This window comes from Asticcacaulis excentricus CB 48 (genome assembly GCF_000175215.2).
GTDB lineage: Bacteria > Pseudomonadota > Alphaproteobacteria > Caulobacterales > Caulobacteraceae > Asticcacaulis > Asticcacaulis excentricus.
Genome location: NC_014818.1, coordinates 160,779 through 175,365, shown reverse-complemented (window position 1 = coordinate 175,365; position 14,587 = coordinate 160,779). Strand labels below are relative to the sequence as shown.

The window sequence follows — 14,587 nt, the reverse complement described above, 5'->3', positions numbered from 1 at the left end:
TTTTAGGCGGACCTGACCTGAGCCAGGAACGTGTGAACCTGACCCTGGAGCCGTTCGGCCTGTTGCGCCAGTTCAGAAGACGCACTCAGGACCTGAGACGCCCCCTGCCCTGTTTCCTCGGCCATTCGGGCGACCCCTGAAATGTTTGAGGAAACCTCAGAAGCACCAGCAGAAGCGCGCGTTACGGAATGAACAATCTCGTGGGTAGCACCGCCTTGCTGCTGGACGGCACTGGCGATCGTCGCCGAGGAGTCATTGAGAGCCTGTATAGTCGCCGAGATGTTCTCAATGGCGGCAACGGCCTGCGTGGTTGTCGTCTGAATGGCCGCAATCTGGTGATTGATCTCATCAGTCGCCTTGGCCGTCTGCTGAGCCAGTATCTTGACTTCCGATGCTACGACCGCGAAGCCGCGTCCGGCCTCGCCCGCGCGAGCGGACTCAATCGTGGCGTTTAGCGCCAGCAGATTGGTTTGCGCGGCGATGCCTGAGATCATATCGACGATGCCGGTGATGCGTCCGGACGCTTCGGAGAGTTCGTGCACAATCGCGCGCGTCGTCTCCGCTTCGTCGACCGCCTCCCGAGCCTTCGCCAGAGAGTGCTCAACCTGCCGGCTGATTTCCGAAACGGATGCGCCCAGTTCTTCGGCAGCGCCCGCCACGGACGTCACATTGCTCCCGGCTTCCTCGGCGGCCACGGAGACCGATCTGGCTTTAAAGGCGGATTCCTGCGCGGTTGACGTCAGTTGCTGAGCCGTTGCTTGCATTTCTGTGGCTGCCGCCGACACCATTTCAACGATCCCACCGACCGCGGTCTCAAACCGCGAGGCGAGTTCATTCATGGACTGCTGACGCTGGCGCGTCTGTTCGCTTTGCTGATCGCGCTCCCTCAAGGCCTCGGCTTCGGCCTTAAGCCTCAGACTTTCGCGGAAGGACATCACTGCCTTGCCGATAGCACCCACTTCATCCGAACGGCTTGCCTCGCGCACCTGCGCATTGTGATCTCCAGCCGCCATGCGATCAATGACCGAGCCGAGGTTTCGCAGGGGCACCCCGACCATCCGGCTTATCAGCACGTATAGCGCACCCATAGCCGCGACAATGCTGAGCAGGGAGATAAGGATCATATTTCCCAGACTGCGATTGATGTCCGCATTGAGCGTCGCAACCGGAACCTCGACCACAACGGCCCATACATCACCGGTCGCCCCGGCTTTGATGGGAAGCGCCAGATAGCGCCAGCTTTTACCATCTACACCCTTCCCGTCAAACGCGACCTGCTTACCGCTCTCAATGGCTTGTTTCGCGGCCTGCGCCGTGCCGGGGTCAACCTCTGTCAGAGGCTTGCCCAGTGTCTTTACGTCCGGGTGGCTGACAGCCAGACCAGTGGAAGACACGAGCGCAACGAAGCCTGTGCCGAACGGTTTTGCCTTTGCCATCTCGGCATTCAGGCTGCCCAGATCAATATCAACACCCGAAATGCCTATGAACTGCCCGTTAACTTGCAGCGGATGCGTGAACGAGGTCATCAGCACCGGTTTACCCGCGACGGGATAGATGTAAGGCTCAATAGCGACCGAACGACCTTCATTTTTGGGGCGCTGATAGTAATCGCCAGCGCCGGGCTTGTCATAATCGGCGAGCACTTCCCGGATGATCGCTCCCGATCCCCGGTTCCAATAGGAGATGAACCGGCCGGAAGCGTCCGTGCCCTCTGTGCCCGCATACTTGGCGTCCTGACCATCAAGGGCATTCGGCTCGTAAGCCGTGTAAGCGCCGAGAATCTCCGGGTTGCGCTCCAGAACGGATTTAAGAACGGCATCCTGAGTGATACGGGAGGTGGCCCCACTTTCTTTCAGCGCGATGGCTGCCGACCCTATCTCTGCGGCCGCTTTCGCCGCCAGGTCGAGCCGGCGAGAGACGGCCTCACCCTGACTTTTGGCCAGGTTCAGCTGGATCTCGGCGTTCTGTTTGTGCTGAGCGTCTGCGCTCTGGCTGGTGATCACGACTGCGCCGGCGCCAAAGGCCAGGCACAGCGCAAGCGCGCAATACGCGGAAAGCTTAAGCGGCAGAGATTTTGCAAACATTCGAATACCCGATCTACACAGCAAAATTCGTAGTCAATCATGGTTTCGAAACGCTTAACTTCAACGCGCGGTTACGCATGGTAGGCGCAGACAGGGCACACGCCCCGTCAGGGCCATGTCAAAACGAGCAGTCCTATTTTGCCGGGTTGTGTTTCGCCAGAAAGTCGATCAGGGCCTGCGCCGCGCTGAGACGGCTCGCCTGTGTTTTCAACTCATGTCCATTGTCGGGAAGTTCAACAAAGGTGACCGTTTTCCCTGCGCGTTGCAAGGCATCGCGCAGAGCGCGCGATTGGCGTGAAGGAACCACGGCGTCATTGGGGCTAGCAATGAGCAAAACGGGTTTGCTGATATCGGCGGCACCAATGACCGGAGGAGGGGTCTGACCAAACTGCGTCTCGATCTGGCCCGGTGATAGGGTGTCGGCGACGAAGGCCCGCGGGGCCGCGGGATCGGCCTTCAGCGACGCTATGGCATCGACCGGGGCATTGCTGCGGGCAGTCTTGAGGTAGTCGTCCGGGTCGATGATGCCATTAATGGACGCCGCGCAGCGATAAGGGTTCTGAGCTTGGGCGCCTCTAAGTGCCGCATACCCACCATAGCCCTCCCCGGCGATACATACGCGCTTCGGGTCAATAAGACCCTGCGCGGCCAGATATTTGACGCCATCCGCCAGATCACTGAGGCTTTTGCCCGCCCACTGCCCTTTTCCGGCATCCTGCAGGGCCGCACCGTAGCCATCCGAGCCGCGGTAATTGGGCTGCATCACGACATAACCTCGCGAGGCCAAAACCTGTGCGAGCCAGTCATAGCCGCGTCCCACATGCGACAGAGGTCCATCATGCGGCAGGACGACCAGCGCGCGCTTCTTGACTTCGCCCTGACGCGGCAGGGTCACAAGGGCGGAAATGGTTAAGCCGTCGGCAGCCGGGTAGCGCACGGTGCGTTGCGAAGCCACCCAGTCCTGCGGCACGTCGGGATACTGGGAGCCGATATCGACGCGCCTGCCCTTGATGAAGTCGTAATAGGACCACGACCCCGGATCATCACCCCCCTGCGCAAACAGGATCATTTTGGCCGGGTCATTGGCTATGGCAGCGACGCGCACGGCCTGACCCGGTGCCGTATCAACGGCATGGCTGTAATAGTCGGCGAGATCGGCGTCGAAAAAAGTGTAGGTTGTGACTTCACCATCATGGGCAAAGCCAGCCAGGGCCCCCGTCTGCGGATGGAAGACGGGACGGTCGCGAGAAGCGTCCTCATTGAGCGGTTCGGACACCTTGCCGTCAAGCGACAGTTCGACATAGTGGAAGCGCTTGCCATCGGAGCCAGTCGCTGCATCCAGCAGCAGCAGGGACTGACCATCGCGCCCGCGCCCGACCAGAAAGGGGGCAACGGTGTGGGCCTTGGCGTCGATCTTTCGCGTTAGAAGCGGTGTCCACTTTCCCTCCTGGCGCGTCTCGATTGCAAAGGTTTCGCTGATATAGGTATATTGCGCGCGCACCTGCGGCTGACCCTTACCATCGGTCAGCCAGTCATCAACATAGCTGCCCTCCCGGTCGAGATCACCGCCCTTGTCGTCGATGATCCGCCCGCGTCCGGTCTGCGGATCGACCTTCCACAGATAGACGCGCTGCGCCACCTGTCCGGCGATCGACTTGTCTCGCAGTTCGAGAAACGGGCCCACCAGCGTGAGCTTGCCGTCCATCATCACGGGCTTGGGCAGGCCGAGCGGCATCTGATCGTAGTCGCCGCCCATGCGCGCGCCAAGGCTGAGGGATTGTTTGGTGCGCAGATCGACAATAGCGGCAGCTTCATGAGCGCGCACACCGTAACTCCTGCAAGGCGGTGGCGTGAGCGCGGTCGAGATCATCGTAGCGATCAGCCAGTCTTCGCTGGCCCCGGAATTGTTCGTCGTACCACTGCCGAAGCCGCCGTCCGTCAGGGCTGAGCGATAATCATCGACCGATTGTGCCGCCTTGAAGGTCTTATCCAGACCCGACGGGCAGGTGCTGCGAGAGGCAGTTCGCGTGTCGGACAGCGCAATATAATCGTTATCGAGAAAGGTCAGGGTCGAGAGCGGGTCCTCACTCAGGCGAATGACCTGATTGCTGCCATCATCGACATTATATACCGTCAGAAGCCGCAACCCTGCCTTGCGCGTAATGAAGGCAAAGTGACTGCCGTCCGGTGACAGGGCGATCTGCTCGATGCGGGGCGGAACGATGAAGTCGCTGATCGGCGGCGGCGCAACCTCCTCGCTCAGGTGTGGCCGGGCGGTCGCCTTCACAATAACCTGAGTGGTTTCGGCCGTGTTCGTCTGAGCCAACACGGGCATAGCGGCGAGGCATACACTTAAAGCCGTGCCTATGGTCAGGCCTGAAAGGCGTCTGCGCATTTAATCCCCCTATTATCTGTTTTGTCACAAAACTCTCACAGGTTGAGCGGATTGACAACTCAGTATCAAAAGATGTCCTACGCGACGCTCAGGCCGGGTCCTGCCAACCGTCAATTCCATTACAGAGCTTATCTCTCAGATGGCGGATGTCGTCATTCAGTTCGCCAAGCGCCTTAAGATCTTGCCCGGACGCCTCCCGCAGGGCCTTTGCCAGACACCCCGCCGACTCCTGACGTTTCAGCATGGGCGTCAGGGTGCTCGATTCCAACGCCAGTGTCTAAGCCACCGCGCCAACGCCGGTTTCTGTCTTCTGCTTGCTCTGTCCGTGCCCGCGCTCGTACACCTGTTCGTTGCCCTGGTCCCCACTGATAAGTACGCTTGAAAAACTCTCAACGAGCCCAATCAACGCGGCGCCGCAACGGTGACGTTTCTGGCGACTGGCTCAGGGGTGGTTGTGTCGGCTTAGGCAGCGTCTTTTAGAGGCGTTGTCGCCGGCGCGGTAGCGCTTGGATTGACGCGCCGGTGACCTTGACTGTTATGATCAACCTAATGCCATCCGTTCGCGCATGAATTCGGCATTTCGCGCATATGTCCTGCCCGGAGAGGTGCTGCCTGATACGTATTGTGAAAAAGGAGAGGGTCGTGATGACGCGCCCCATCCACCAGGGATAACGAGGGCCGTTATGAGGTTAGGGTCAGCCAGCTTCGCAAGCGCATTGAACATAGCCGCGAGCCTCGGTGCATTAGCCGTGGGCGTTAGCGTTATGTCCAGAGGCGGCTCGGGGGGCGCCGACGCCATCGCCGCCGGTGTCCCGCTTCTTATGCTGGGTGAGGGTCTAAAAATCCTGATCGGCTTGTGCGTCGCGAATCAAGTACGCGCGGTCTTCATACTCGTCGCTTCCCCTCTGCCCCTGCTCATAGGCCTAACGGCAGCGCTTCTAATGATAGCCGCGGGCCTACTGGGTTTCGGTGTGTTGCTGTGGCCAGGATTTCGTGGACTGGCCGGTTATATCAACCCGCTGGCGCTGGGCGGGGTAGTGATCAGTGGACTGTGGGCTCTCAGCACAATAGCAGCGTCGCGCAAGGCTCCCGTTTTTCCAGTTTGGCTTCAGGCGGTTGGCTGCTTTCTGCCTTTTCCGCCACTTTTAAGCCTGATCTTTCCCGCTGCCGTCATCGTTACGTTCCTAGGGGGGCTGGTGTGGAATTTGGGTCTTGGCATCGAATTGGCGCGTCGCAGGCTATAGGCGGTGCCCTTCAGGTGCTCTCTCCGGCGCGTAGCTGAACGCCCAGATCTATCGTCTCGCGCGGTACGGATTCTCCTTCGATCAGGGCCCGCAGCATCCGCGCCGCCTCTACCCCGACCTCGTAGCGTGGTGTCTTGATCGTCGTCAGCGACGGCACGGTACATTCGGAAATAGCCAGATCGTCGATCCCGGCGACGGCCAGCCGGTCCGGCACGGAGATACCCTGGCGCAGGCATTCAAGCAAAGCCTCTTGCGCCAGGTCGTCCTGACAGAAGAAGATCGCATTGGTATCCGGAGCCTGCTTCAGCAGGCGTTTCAGCAAGACCGCCCCCAGCGCGAACGAGTCTCGTCCGGCACCATTCGTTCGCGGGGCGACTCATGTAGCAGGGGTCGTCGCACCCTTGGTTAAGCTTTCCAGCGTCAATCCCAGCCTGATGGTTCTAGTGATTGGGGCCGGCAGCCTGATGTTCAGTTGTGTCAATGATTCCGGTCTGTGGATGTTCAAGGAGTAATTCGGTCTGTCAGTGAATGATCCGTTGCGGACATTGACCATCATGGAGGGGCTTGTGGGCATTTTCGGACTAAGCTTTACGCTTTTGCTTAGCCTGTGCGTCTGAACTTCTGACATCGTAGCAGACACCCGGACGGTGATGGCCGACTTAGGGACTGTCGCGCTGAAGATCACCCAACGTCAATAATTCGCCAGTGAGAGCAACGGAAAACCACCCATGCGGTCTACGAAGATCAAACTGCCTATTTTTGGCGCGGGGCCGAGACGCCTTCGGTCGTGTGAACGATAGGTTTGATCGTGCCATCGGTATTATAGTAGAGATGCTCGACCGCCACGGCCCGACGGCCTAGCCCGCCTTTCTCGCCGTTCAGCGTCAGCTTGCCGTTGTGATAGAAGAAGTAGGGTTGCCCCTTGAATTCGACAATGGCCGGATGAATGGTGAAGCTGTTTTCGGCGGGCCCGCTGATCTCGCCGCGATAGGTCCACGGCCCGGTTATGGAAGGCGCGGTCGCATAAGAGATCAACTCGTCGTTAGACACGGCCTTATCCATCGAAGCATAGGTCAGGTAGTAGGTCTGAGCGTGTTTGTGGATCCAGGGCCCCTCAACGTATTTCGGCAGCGGAATTTGCTGAATCGGGCCGTCCAGCTCGGTCATGTTGGGCTTTAAGCGGGCGTAATAGCAGTTGGCGTTGCCCCAGATCAGCCACGCCGTGCCGTCGTCTTCGATATAGACGGTTGGGTCGATATCGTCCCAGGTGTGCGGCCCTTGTGGCGTCATGTCGTTGCTGATCAGGGCGGAGCCGCGCGCATCGACAAACGGGCCGGTGGGGCTGTCTGAGACGGCAACGCCTATAGCCTTGCCCGGATGGGTTTTGTCGTGTTCGACCGCCGCATAGAGCCAAAACTTGCCATTGCTTTCCACGACCTGCGACGCCCATGAATCGCGGACCGCCCATTTAAAATCCGTGGCTTTCATTATCGGCCCGTGCGCCTGCCAGGTCTTCATGTCCTCGGTGGAATAGACCAGCCACTCACGCATGGTGAACATCTCGTCACCCGTCGCCTGATCATGGCCGACATAAAGGTAGAGTGTGTCCTTGACCACCAGAGCCGCAGGATCGGCGGTAAAAGCGTCAGTAAACAATGGATTGCCCCCTTTGGGCGCGACCTGCGCGGCACCCGAAAACGCCATGGCGAAAAAGGCCGTGGTGGATACGCCCGCCACCGCGCACGCCTGCATCCATCCTGACCGGATCATGATATACCTCCCGTATCTATTTAAGGGCAGTGTGGCACCGATATTTGTCTGAGTAAACTGCCCACTTCACAGCCCCTCAATAGCGTCTCCCGTATCAAAGTTCTCTGGACTCTTCATCGAAATGCCCCTCCTATGCGCAGATAAAAACAACACGGGGGAGCCAGATCATGCGCGCAGCGAAACGAGGTTCCAACCGGGGTCTTGCCTTATGCCTTTATGCGATGACTGGGCTGTTCGCCCTGCCCGCGTGGGCGCAAACCCCGGTCAAAGCCGTCGTCACCGCGGAAAATGCAGCCGGACGCTTTAGCGGTATCGTGGTGACATCGCTCGAGGGACAGCCCACCGAAGCCATTCCCGCCGGACCGCTTTTTTCAAAGACCCGCAAGGCCCCGACTTTAGACACGCCGTGGCGACTGGCCTCGATCAGCAAGCAGATTACTGCTGTGCTGGTAATGATGTCAGTCGAACGCAAGGAGTTGTCGCTCGATACGCCCTTGAAAGCGATTTTGTCGGAATTTGCCGACCTTCCGTCCGGAAATGTCACTCTCGAAGCGCTGCTGCGGCATCAGTCGGGCCTGCCCGACCCGTCGGAAACTCCGACCAATGCCGATGGCGTACCGCAATTTTACCTCCATGATAAGGCCGATCACGGATTTTGCCGCGGGCCGTTGCGCGCCGATCCGAAAGCCTTCCACTACAATAATTGCGACTACTACCTGCTGTCGGATGTTCTGGAAAAGGTGACGGGGCGTCCCTTCGCCCAGCTTCTCGAAGAGCGGATCAGCAGGCCACTGGGGCTAAAAACCCTGCGTCTTTACCAGCCGGGCGATCGCGAGCCCTTTACAGCGGTCGATAGCGACGGCGCGACGGAGCCCGTCCTTTCCCTGTCGGCTTATGAGGCGGCGGCCGGCATAAAGGGCTCGGCGCGAGATCTGATGCGCTTCGATACGGCGCTCATGTCCGGACGCCTGCTGTCGCGTGGCAGCCTGCAGGTGCTGTGGGATGGGGAACCGTCGCTCGGCTATGTGGCGCTGGGGGCCTGGGCCTACACGGTCAAGCCTACGGGCTGCGCGCAGCCTATGACGGTCGTCGAACGACGTGGTGCGGTCGGCAACGTGCAGACGCTCAACCTCATCTGGCCGGAGCGGCAGGGGGTCATTATCGCGTTCAGCCGCACCTCCGGCACTGACTGGGGACAACTTTGGCAGGATAACGGGTTCATGCGGGACTTAGTCGTCGCTGCCTGGTGCCGCTAACAGGGAGGTTTAAGATGTATAGACGAACCCTTCTCGCCGCCCTTGCAGCTAGCGCGACCTTTTCAGGCCGGGCGTGGTCGAAATCCAGCCGGTCCGAGGACATGACGGTGTTTAGGGCGGCGATGGCAATTCATCCGGGGCTGTTGCGGTACAATACGCCCGCTGAAATTGCCGGGCACCTTGATGACCTGGAGCGCGCGTATGAAGCGACCCCTTCGAGCGAAAGCCGCTACCTGATCCTGTCACGCTTTCTGTCCGCACTCAATTGCGGCCATAGCTATTGCAACTTCTTCAACCAGAAAAGGGCAGAGATCACGGCCCTGTTCGACCGCCCGACGCGCCTACCCTTTTACTTCGAGTGGTTGGGCGACGAGATGATCGTGCGGCAGGACTTCAGCGGCACCGGTAAGCTGAGCTCCGGTACGCGCGTGACGTCCGTCAATGGCTTGCCAGCGGCGCAGCTACTGGCGCGCCTGTTGCCTGTCAGCCGGGCCGATGGTCACAATGGGGGTAAGCGGCGCTCTCTCCTCAGCGTACAGGGGACGGAGACCATTGAATTTTTCGACGTTTTTCAGGGGCTTTTGTGCCCGCCGTCCGGGGACACGCACCGGCTGGAGGTCGTCTGGCCGGATGGTCGCGCCGGTCAGGTCGAGGTCCCGGTGATGACACTGAAGGCGCGTCAGGCGACGATTACCCGCGTGCCCGAAGACAGCCCGAACCCGCGCTGGACATGGAAAATGCGCGCCGACGGTATTGCCGTCCTCGATATGCCCGGCTGGGCCATGTGGAACAGCCCCTGGAAGTGGGAAGCATGGCTGGAAGACCGCCTCGACAGCCTGAGCGGGGCGCGCGGGCTGATTATGGATATTCGCGGCAATGAAGGGGGCGATGACTGCGGCAACCCCCTGTTGCGCCGCCTGATTGACCGTCCCACCCAAGCCTTCAACTTCGTTGAAAAGGTGCGCTTTGAAACCGTGCCGGAGGTGCTGGCGCCTCACGTTTCGACCTGGGACGAAGGCTTCAAATCTATAGGGGTCGGCGGGCGCAAGCTGGCCGACGGCTTTATTGAACGACCCCAAAAGGACACGGTGCCGGCGCTTTTACCCTCGGCAAAAAAGCTACGCGTGCCCGTTGCCGCCTTGATCGGACCGGCAAATAGCTCAGCAACCTTCGGCTTTATCTCCTCGGCGCGGCAGACAGGTAAAATCAGGCTGTTTGGACGGCAGACGGGCGGAAACCTCAGGGGTCTGAATGGCCGCGGCTTCTTCTTCACGCAGTTACCGCAGAGCGGGATTGAGTTCGACCTGCCTCTGGTCGGCTACTTCTCCCCGACGCCACAACCGGATCAGGGCATCGACCCGGACGTGTTTGTGGCACCTACAGCGCAAGATATTGCCCTCGGACTTGATACGGCGATGGACGCCGCCGCCGCGTGGATACGCACTCAGCCCAAGGTCTGACACCGCAGGCAACAGAGGGCATCACGATTTTCTGGCTTTAACTCAGGCGCGATCTGAGGAAGTCTATCATGACCCGCACCTTGTTCGGCAGATAGGCGCGGCTGGGGTAGATGGCCCACGCGCCCGTATCGAACGTGGTCGGGGTCGGGCGATGGTCGGGGAAAAGATCGACCAGACGCCCGGCGCGCAGATCGTCAGCGATCAGAAAACCGGACAACAGGGCCGGACCGCCGCCTGCCAGCACGGCGGCGCGCAGGGCCAGAGGGGTAGAGATGACCACATCCCCGTCCACCGACACCTCTTCAAGCGCACCCTGAGCATTCTTGAACTTCCAGGTCGAGCGAAAGGCGCGCAAACCCAGAAGCAGGCAGCGATGGGTGAGCAGGTCGCGCGGCTCACCGATGGGCGCAGCGCGCGCGATGTAGTCGGGGCTCGCCACCACGTGATAGCGGGTTGAAAAAAGCCGGGTAGCGACCAGATCGCCCTCAATCGCCGGGGCAAGCCGGATAGCCAGATCCATGCGCTCCTGAACGAGGTCCAGATTGGCGTCAGTGAAGACACAGTCGAGCTTGAGGCGCGGATACACGGCGCAAAAGTCGCCAAGCAAAGGCGCAATCTGCTGTACACCGAAAGCCACCGAAGCCGTCAGCCGCAAAACCCCTGTGGGTTCGGCATTGACGTTGGAGGCCTCGGCGGCCGCGCGGCGCATCTCATCCAGGAGGGGTTCCATGCGCGCCAGATAAAGCGCCCCCGCCTCGGTCAGACTAAGCGAGCGGGTCGTGCGCTGAAACAGGCGGACATTCAGCTCCGCCTCCAGCCCCGCAATGATCCGCGAAACGGTCGAAGGGTCGAGGAACCGTTCTTTCGCCACGGCTGCAAAGCCCCCGGCGCGAGCGACGGCCACAAAGAGGTCGAGGGCCTGGAAATCCATTCGTGCAAATTATGCATGATTATAATGTTTGTCTATGAATTTATTGCGGATTTCACGGCGTTTACAAGGTCGTTACGGAGCGTCACTCCCGACGCCTCACGAGACAGGATACCTATCATGACCCCCTTTACCGTTCATTCGATCGAATCCGCGCCGGCCGGTTCAAAGGCGCGCCTTGAAGCTGTACACAAGGCTTGGGGCTTCACGCCGAAACTGCAAGGGACCCTTGCCGAAAGTCCACTGGCTCTGTCGGCCTATGACTGGCTGTTTACCGCCATGGCCGCCGAAACAACCTTCAGCCCGGCAGAGCTTCAGCTTGTCTATCTAACCGTCAGCGTGCTGCACGCCTGCGAATACTGCACTATGGGTCACACCTGGTTAGCCGGTCTAATTCACGGTGGCGGCAAAAAGGTGCAGCGGGTGTAGCGTAAAGCGTTGTTTTGGAATAGATTCTGGTTACCACACCGAACTTAAACCAAAGACCGCCAAGGCCACACCCGCCATGGACCAAGATACCGATCTTCCGTTCGATTTGCCAAGCGTTTCGCGCAAGAAAATCACGGCTGCCTTTGATGGCGGACGCATCAGTTCGGATGGCGGTGTCATGCTGTTGTCTGCGGCTGAGCGCCGGATCGGGATCATTGATCGGCTTTGGCGGCTGATACCGGATCGACGCAACCCCTTCCTGGTAACCCATTCCCTTGCCTCGATCCTGAAGGCGCGGGTCTTCGCCATCGCCTGTGGCTATGAAGATGGCAACGATCTGGCTTTCCTGCGCACCGATCCGGCCTTCAAGCTGGCATGTGGGCGACTGCCCGAAGGCGGCAAGGACCTGTGCTCACAACCGACCTTGTCGCGCCTTGAGAATGCGCCGGACCTGCGTAGCTCGATCAAGCTGACCTACGGTCTTATCGACCAGTACTGCGCCAGTTTCGGGTCGGCTGTTCCCGCCGCCGTAACCCTCGATATCGATGACACGGTCGACGTGGTTCACGGCCGCCAGCAGTTGTCGCTCTTCAATGCCCATGAAGGGGAATACGTCTTTAAGCCCATCCACGTCTACGATGTGAGCACAGGCCGACCGGTCGTCGTCATCCTGCGACCCGGCAAAACGCCGTCAGGCAAGGAGGTGCGCGGCTGGGTCCGTAGGATGGTGCGCCAGATCCGCAAACACTGGCCCACAACCCACATTACCCTGCGCGGTGACGGCCACTATGCCCGCCCCGAAGTCATGGCCTGGGCTGAGCACAAGGGCGTTGACTATATCTTCGGGCTCGCCGGCTCAAAGCCTTTGCATGCTAAGGTCGAAGCCTTTGCTGACCACATCCGTGTCGTTCGGGCCGAACAGGACGCCGCGGCCGTGCGCGGCTACACCGAAGTCCGTCATGGAGCCAAATCCTGGGGCTGTGAGCGCCGCGTTATCGCCCGCATTGAAGCCACGCCTATGGGCCTCGACAATCGCTTCGTCGTCACATCCCTGACCGATCCCGATCCGGAAACCCTCTATGCCAAACTCTATTGTGCCCGAGGCAACGCTGAAAATCTGATCAAGCTCCACAAGACCCAGCTTAAAAGTGATCGCACCTCTTGTCGCTGCCCTCTGGCCAACCAGATGCGCCTGATCCTTCACACCGCTGCCTACTGGCTGATGCTGGCTGTCCGGGATCAGATCCCCAAGGCCCATAAGCTGGCGACCGCTGAGTTCAATACCATCCGCTTGCGCCTTCTGAAGATCGGGGCTCGGATCAAAGAGACCGCCCATCGCGTAAGGATTGCCTTCGCCGCAGCTTGCCCGGAGGCTTCGCTCTTGCGCCATATAATGGCGTCCCTCAAAGCCGCGCCCGCATAAACGACGGGGCTATGCCCTCAAAGCCGCCGCCATCACCGTCAACCCCCATCGGAGCAAAATCAAACCCAGCGCGTGGCGGAAAACACGACGCCAACAAGCGCGTCCGTGAAAAAGCCGTTCTAAACGGAAAGGCTAACACCGTTACGATGAATGAAGCGGGTTAGCGCGTAACGCCCATCTGGACGAAGGGGTCATTCAGGCCCTGCGAAACCGCGCGCCGGTCGCCGACGCCAGACTTCAGGCCTTGCGCCTCTTTACCGAAACCGTGGTGCGCGAACGCGGCTTTGCCGGAGACGCGGCGGCAGACGCCTTCCTGGCGGCGGGCTTCACAAAGGCGCAGGTGCTGGAGGTCGTTACCATTATCGCCGTTAAAACAATCTCCAATTACACCAACCACCTGACCCATACGCCCAAGGAAGGGTTTATGAGTGACCCCGCCCTCGCCTGGACGGCCTGAGCGGTTCAGGCATTGCCGGACAGGGCCCGTGCGGCTGCCGTGACCGCATTTCTGGCGCTGTTCAAGGTCAGACCGGTCAACTCCGTGGTCAGACGGCTGTCAGCCACGGGGTAGCGACCGAGATCGGGCTTGAGCGTGGCGAGCGACTTGTCGAACAATGACAAAACGCGCGTCACGCTCAGCGGTAGTGTCTGCGTCGGAATGCGCTTCGCATTTTGGGGCAGCACAGTGCGCAACCACTGACCCATTTCAGACAGGGACAGGGTGTCGGCAGCGGCCAGCAGGCGGCGCCCTCCGACCGGTGCGGTCATCGCCTTCACATGCAAGGCTGCCACGTCACGCACGTCGACGATGGGAAAGGCCACAGGCGGCACGGCGGGGTACTTGCCCTGAATCAGCATCGACACGACGTCGAGCGATGTGCCCCAATGCGCATCCAGCGGCGGGCCCAGCACCAGACCCGGATTGATGGCCGTCAGGACCTGATGGCGACCAACCTGCTCCATATAGGCCCAGGCCGCCTGCTCGGCCCGGGTCTTGGCGACGACGTAGGGGGTGTTGAGCGACCATTCGGGATCGGACCAGTCGTCGGGGCCGAAGGTGAAACGCCTTTGTGCGCGCGGCGCATACATCATTGCGGCAATCGAAGAGGTCATGAGTATGCGTTCCGCTCCGCTTGCGGCCTTCAGTACACGCAGGGCGCCATCGCGCGCGGCGGGCACCAGAGCTTCGCGGTCAGTGGGCTGTACCAGCGGAAAGGGTGCGGCCACATGGTGCACAAAGCGGCAGTCGCGCGCCGCCACGTCCCAGCCCTCATCGCGTTCCAGATCAAGCGTGACAAAACTCAGACGATCCAGCGGCAGATCCTGCGCCTTAAGGGCCACGCGCACCTCTTCGGCGCGCGACGGGCTTCGCACTGTGCCCCGGACCGTGAACCCCTCGGCCAGAAGCTGCGCCGCCAGATGCTTGGCGATAAATCCTCCTATGCCGGTCACCAGTACCGTATCCGCCATGATCAGGCCTCCCTGAATACACCCTCAGCGATCTTATACGGCTTGAGTGACGATTTGGACAGGCGGCACTTTTGCACGTCTTACCAGGGGCCCGTGTTGGTCCATATGCAAAATAGCAGTTTAAATTT

General features: G+C 60.2%; 14 protein-coding genes. 7 read left to right on the top strand and 7 right to left on the bottom strand.

Annotation, left to right across the window (positions count from 1 at the left end; all coding sequences use genetic code 11):
- Window positions 1-2 precede the first annotated feature (2 nt).
- From ASTEX_RS18080 to ASTEX_RS18070, 3 genes are all read right to left on the bottom strand, one after another.
- Window positions 3-2,084 (bottom strand): methyl-accepting chemotaxis protein, encoded by a 2,082-nt coding sequence (locus ASTEX_RS18080; protein ID WP_013481076.1) that lies wholly within the window; start codon window positions 2,082-2,084, stop codon window positions 3-5.
- 133 nt (window positions 2,085-2,217) lie between these two features.
- Window positions 2,218-4,479: an alpha/beta hydrolase family protein gene (locus tag ASTEX_RS18075; protein WP_013481075.1), complete on the bottom strand. Its 2,262-nt coding sequence runs from the start codon at window positions 4,477-4,479 to the stop codon at window positions 2,218-2,220.
- A gap of 88 nt (window positions 4,480-4,567) precedes the next feature.
- Window positions 4,568-4,747 (bottom strand): hypothetical protein, encoded by a 180-nt coding sequence (locus ASTEX_RS18070; protein WP_049781779.1) that lies wholly within the window; start codon window positions 4,745-4,747, stop codon window positions 4,568-4,570.
- Between the two features lie 496 nt (window positions 4,748-5,243).
- Here ASTEX_RS18070 and ASTEX_RS18065 point away from each other — a divergent pair, with 496 nt between their 5' ends.
- The gene (locus tag ASTEX_RS18065; protein WP_144004821.1) at window positions 5,244-5,723 is read left to right on the top strand and encodes a hypothetical protein; all 480 of its coding nucleotides are present in this window, start codon (window positions 5,244-5,246) and stop codon (window positions 5,721-5,723) included.
- Window positions 5,724-5,733: 10 nt separating this feature from the next.
- Here the strand turns inward: ASTEX_RS18065 and ASTEX_RS18060 are convergent, their stop codons facing one another.
- Entirely contained in the window at window positions 5,734-6,045 is a 312-nt protein-coding gene (locus tag ASTEX_RS18060) for a substrate-binding domain-containing protein (RefSeq protein WP_041659724.1), read from the bottom strand.
- 79 nt (window positions 6,046-6,124) lie between these two features.
- Here ASTEX_RS18060 and ASTEX_RS21015 point away from each other — a divergent pair, with 79 nt between their 5' ends.
- Window positions 6,125-6,235 (top strand): GntT/GntP/DsdX family permease, encoded by a 111-nt coding sequence (locus tag ASTEX_RS21015; protein WP_342626505.1) that lies wholly within the window; start codon window positions 6,125-6,127, stop codon window positions 6,233-6,235.
- 241 nt (window positions 6,236-6,476) lie between these two features.
- On the opposite strand, the gene ASTEX_RS18055 is transcribed toward ASTEX_RS21015, so the two are convergent.
- Complete coding sequence (locus ASTEX_RS18055; protein WP_013481073.1) at window positions 6,477-7,493, bottom strand: glycoside hydrolase family 43 protein; 1,017 nt, start codon at window positions 7,491-7,493, stop codon at window positions 6,477-6,479.
- A gap of 167 nt (window positions 7,494-7,660) precedes the next feature.
- Between ASTEX_RS18055 and ASTEX_RS18050 the strand changes: the two genes are divergently transcribed.
- Together ASTEX_RS18050 and ASTEX_RS18045 are read left to right on the top strand one after the other, a co-directional pair.
- On the top strand, window positions 7,661-8,749 hold the full coding sequence (locus ASTEX_RS18050; RefSeq protein ID WP_013481072.1) for a serine hydrolase domain-containing protein: 1,089 nt from the start codon (window positions 7,661-7,663) through the stop codon (window positions 8,747-8,749).
- A 14-nt stretch (window positions 8,750-8,763) separates the two neighbouring features.
- Window positions 8,764-10,209: a S41 family peptidase gene (locus tag ASTEX_RS18045; protein WP_013481071.1), complete on the top strand. Its 1,446-nt coding sequence runs from the start codon at window positions 8,764-8,766 to the stop codon at window positions 10,207-10,209.
- Window positions 10,210-10,246: 37 nt separating this feature from the next.
- Here the strand turns inward: ASTEX_RS18045 and ASTEX_RS18040 are convergent, their stop codons facing one another.
- Window positions 10,247-11,140 carry a LysR family transcriptional regulator gene (locus tag ASTEX_RS18040; protein WP_013481070.1) on the bottom strand — a complete coding sequence of 298 codons (894 nt, stop codon included), beginning with the start codon at window positions 11,138-11,140 and terminating at the stop codon, window positions 10,247-10,249.
- 117 nt (window positions 11,141-11,257) lie between these two features.
- On the opposite strand from ASTEX_RS18040, the gene ASTEX_RS18035 reads away from it, so the two are divergent.
- The 3 genes from ASTEX_RS18035 to ASTEX_RS18025 all read left to right on the top strand — a co-directional run bounded on the left by ASTEX_RS18035 (window position 11,258) and on the right by ASTEX_RS18025 (window position 13,446).
- Entirely contained in the window at window positions 11,258-11,566 is a 309-nt protein-coding gene (locus ASTEX_RS18035; RefSeq protein WP_049781778.1) for a carboxymuconolactone decarboxylase family protein, read from the top strand.
- A 76-nt stretch (window positions 11,567-11,642) separates the two neighbouring features.
- Window positions 11,643-12,989 carry an IS1380 family transposase gene (locus ASTEX_RS18030; RefSeq protein WP_013479916.1) on the top strand — a complete coding sequence of 449 codons (1,347 nt, stop codon included), beginning with the start codon at window positions 11,643-11,645 and terminating at the stop codon, window positions 12,987-12,989.
- Between the two features lie 244 nt (window positions 12,990-13,233).
- The gene (locus ASTEX_RS18025; RefSeq protein WP_049781777.1) at window positions 13,234-13,446 is read left to right on the top strand and encodes a carboxymuconolactone decarboxylase family protein; all 213 of its coding nucleotides are present in this window, start codon (window positions 13,234-13,236) and stop codon (window positions 13,444-13,446) included.
- A gap of 5 nt (window positions 13,447-13,451) precedes the next feature.
- On the opposite strand, the gene ASTEX_RS18020 is transcribed toward ASTEX_RS18025, so the two are convergent.
- The gene (locus tag ASTEX_RS18020) at window positions 13,452-14,459 is read right to left on the bottom strand and encodes an NAD-dependent epimerase/dehydratase family protein (protein ID WP_013481069.1); all 1,008 of its coding nucleotides are present in this window, start codon (window positions 14,457-14,459) and stop codon (window positions 13,452-13,454) included.
- Window positions 14,460-14,587 lie beyond the last annotated feature (128 nt).

Coding starts and splice junctions, on each gene's coding strand:
- ASTEX_RS18080 (WP_013481076.1), bottom strand. CDS start 2,084: ATGTTTGCAAAATCTCTGCCGCTTAAGCTTTCCGCGTATTGCGCGCTT.
- ASTEX_RS18075 (WP_013481075.1), bottom strand. CDS start 4,479: ATGCGCAGACGCCTTTCAGGCCTGACCATAGGCACGGCTTTAAGTGTA.
- ASTEX_RS18065 (WP_144004821.1), top strand. CDS start 5,244: ATGTCCAGAGGCGGCTCGGGGGGCGCCGACGCCATCGCCGCCGGTGTC.
- ASTEX_RS18055 (WP_013481073.1), bottom strand. CDS start 7,493: ATGATCCGGTCAGGATGGATGCAGGCGTGCGCGGTGGCGGGCGTATCC.
- ASTEX_RS18050 (WP_013481072.1), top strand. CDS start 7,661: ATGCGCGCAGCGAAACGAGGTTCCAACCGGGGTCTTGCCTTATGCCTT.
- ASTEX_RS18045 (WP_013481071.1), top strand. CDS start 8,764: ATGTATAGACGAACCCTTCTCGCCGCCCTTGCAGCTAGCGCGACCTTT.
- ASTEX_RS18040 (WP_013481070.1), bottom strand. CDS start 11,140: ATGGATTTCCAGGCCCTCGACCTCTTTGTGGCCGTCGCTCGCGCCGGG.
- ASTEX_RS18035 (WP_049781778.1), top strand. CDS start 11,258: ATGACCCCCTTTACCGTTCATTCGATCGAATCCGCGCCGGCCGGTTCA.
- ASTEX_RS18030 (WP_013479916.1), top strand. CDS start 11,643: ATGGACCAAGATACCGATCTTCCGTTCGATTTGCCAAGCGTTTCGCGC.
- ASTEX_RS18020 (WP_013481069.1), bottom strand. CDS start 14,459: ATGGCGGATACGGTACTGGTGACCGGCATAGGAGGATTTATCGCCAAG.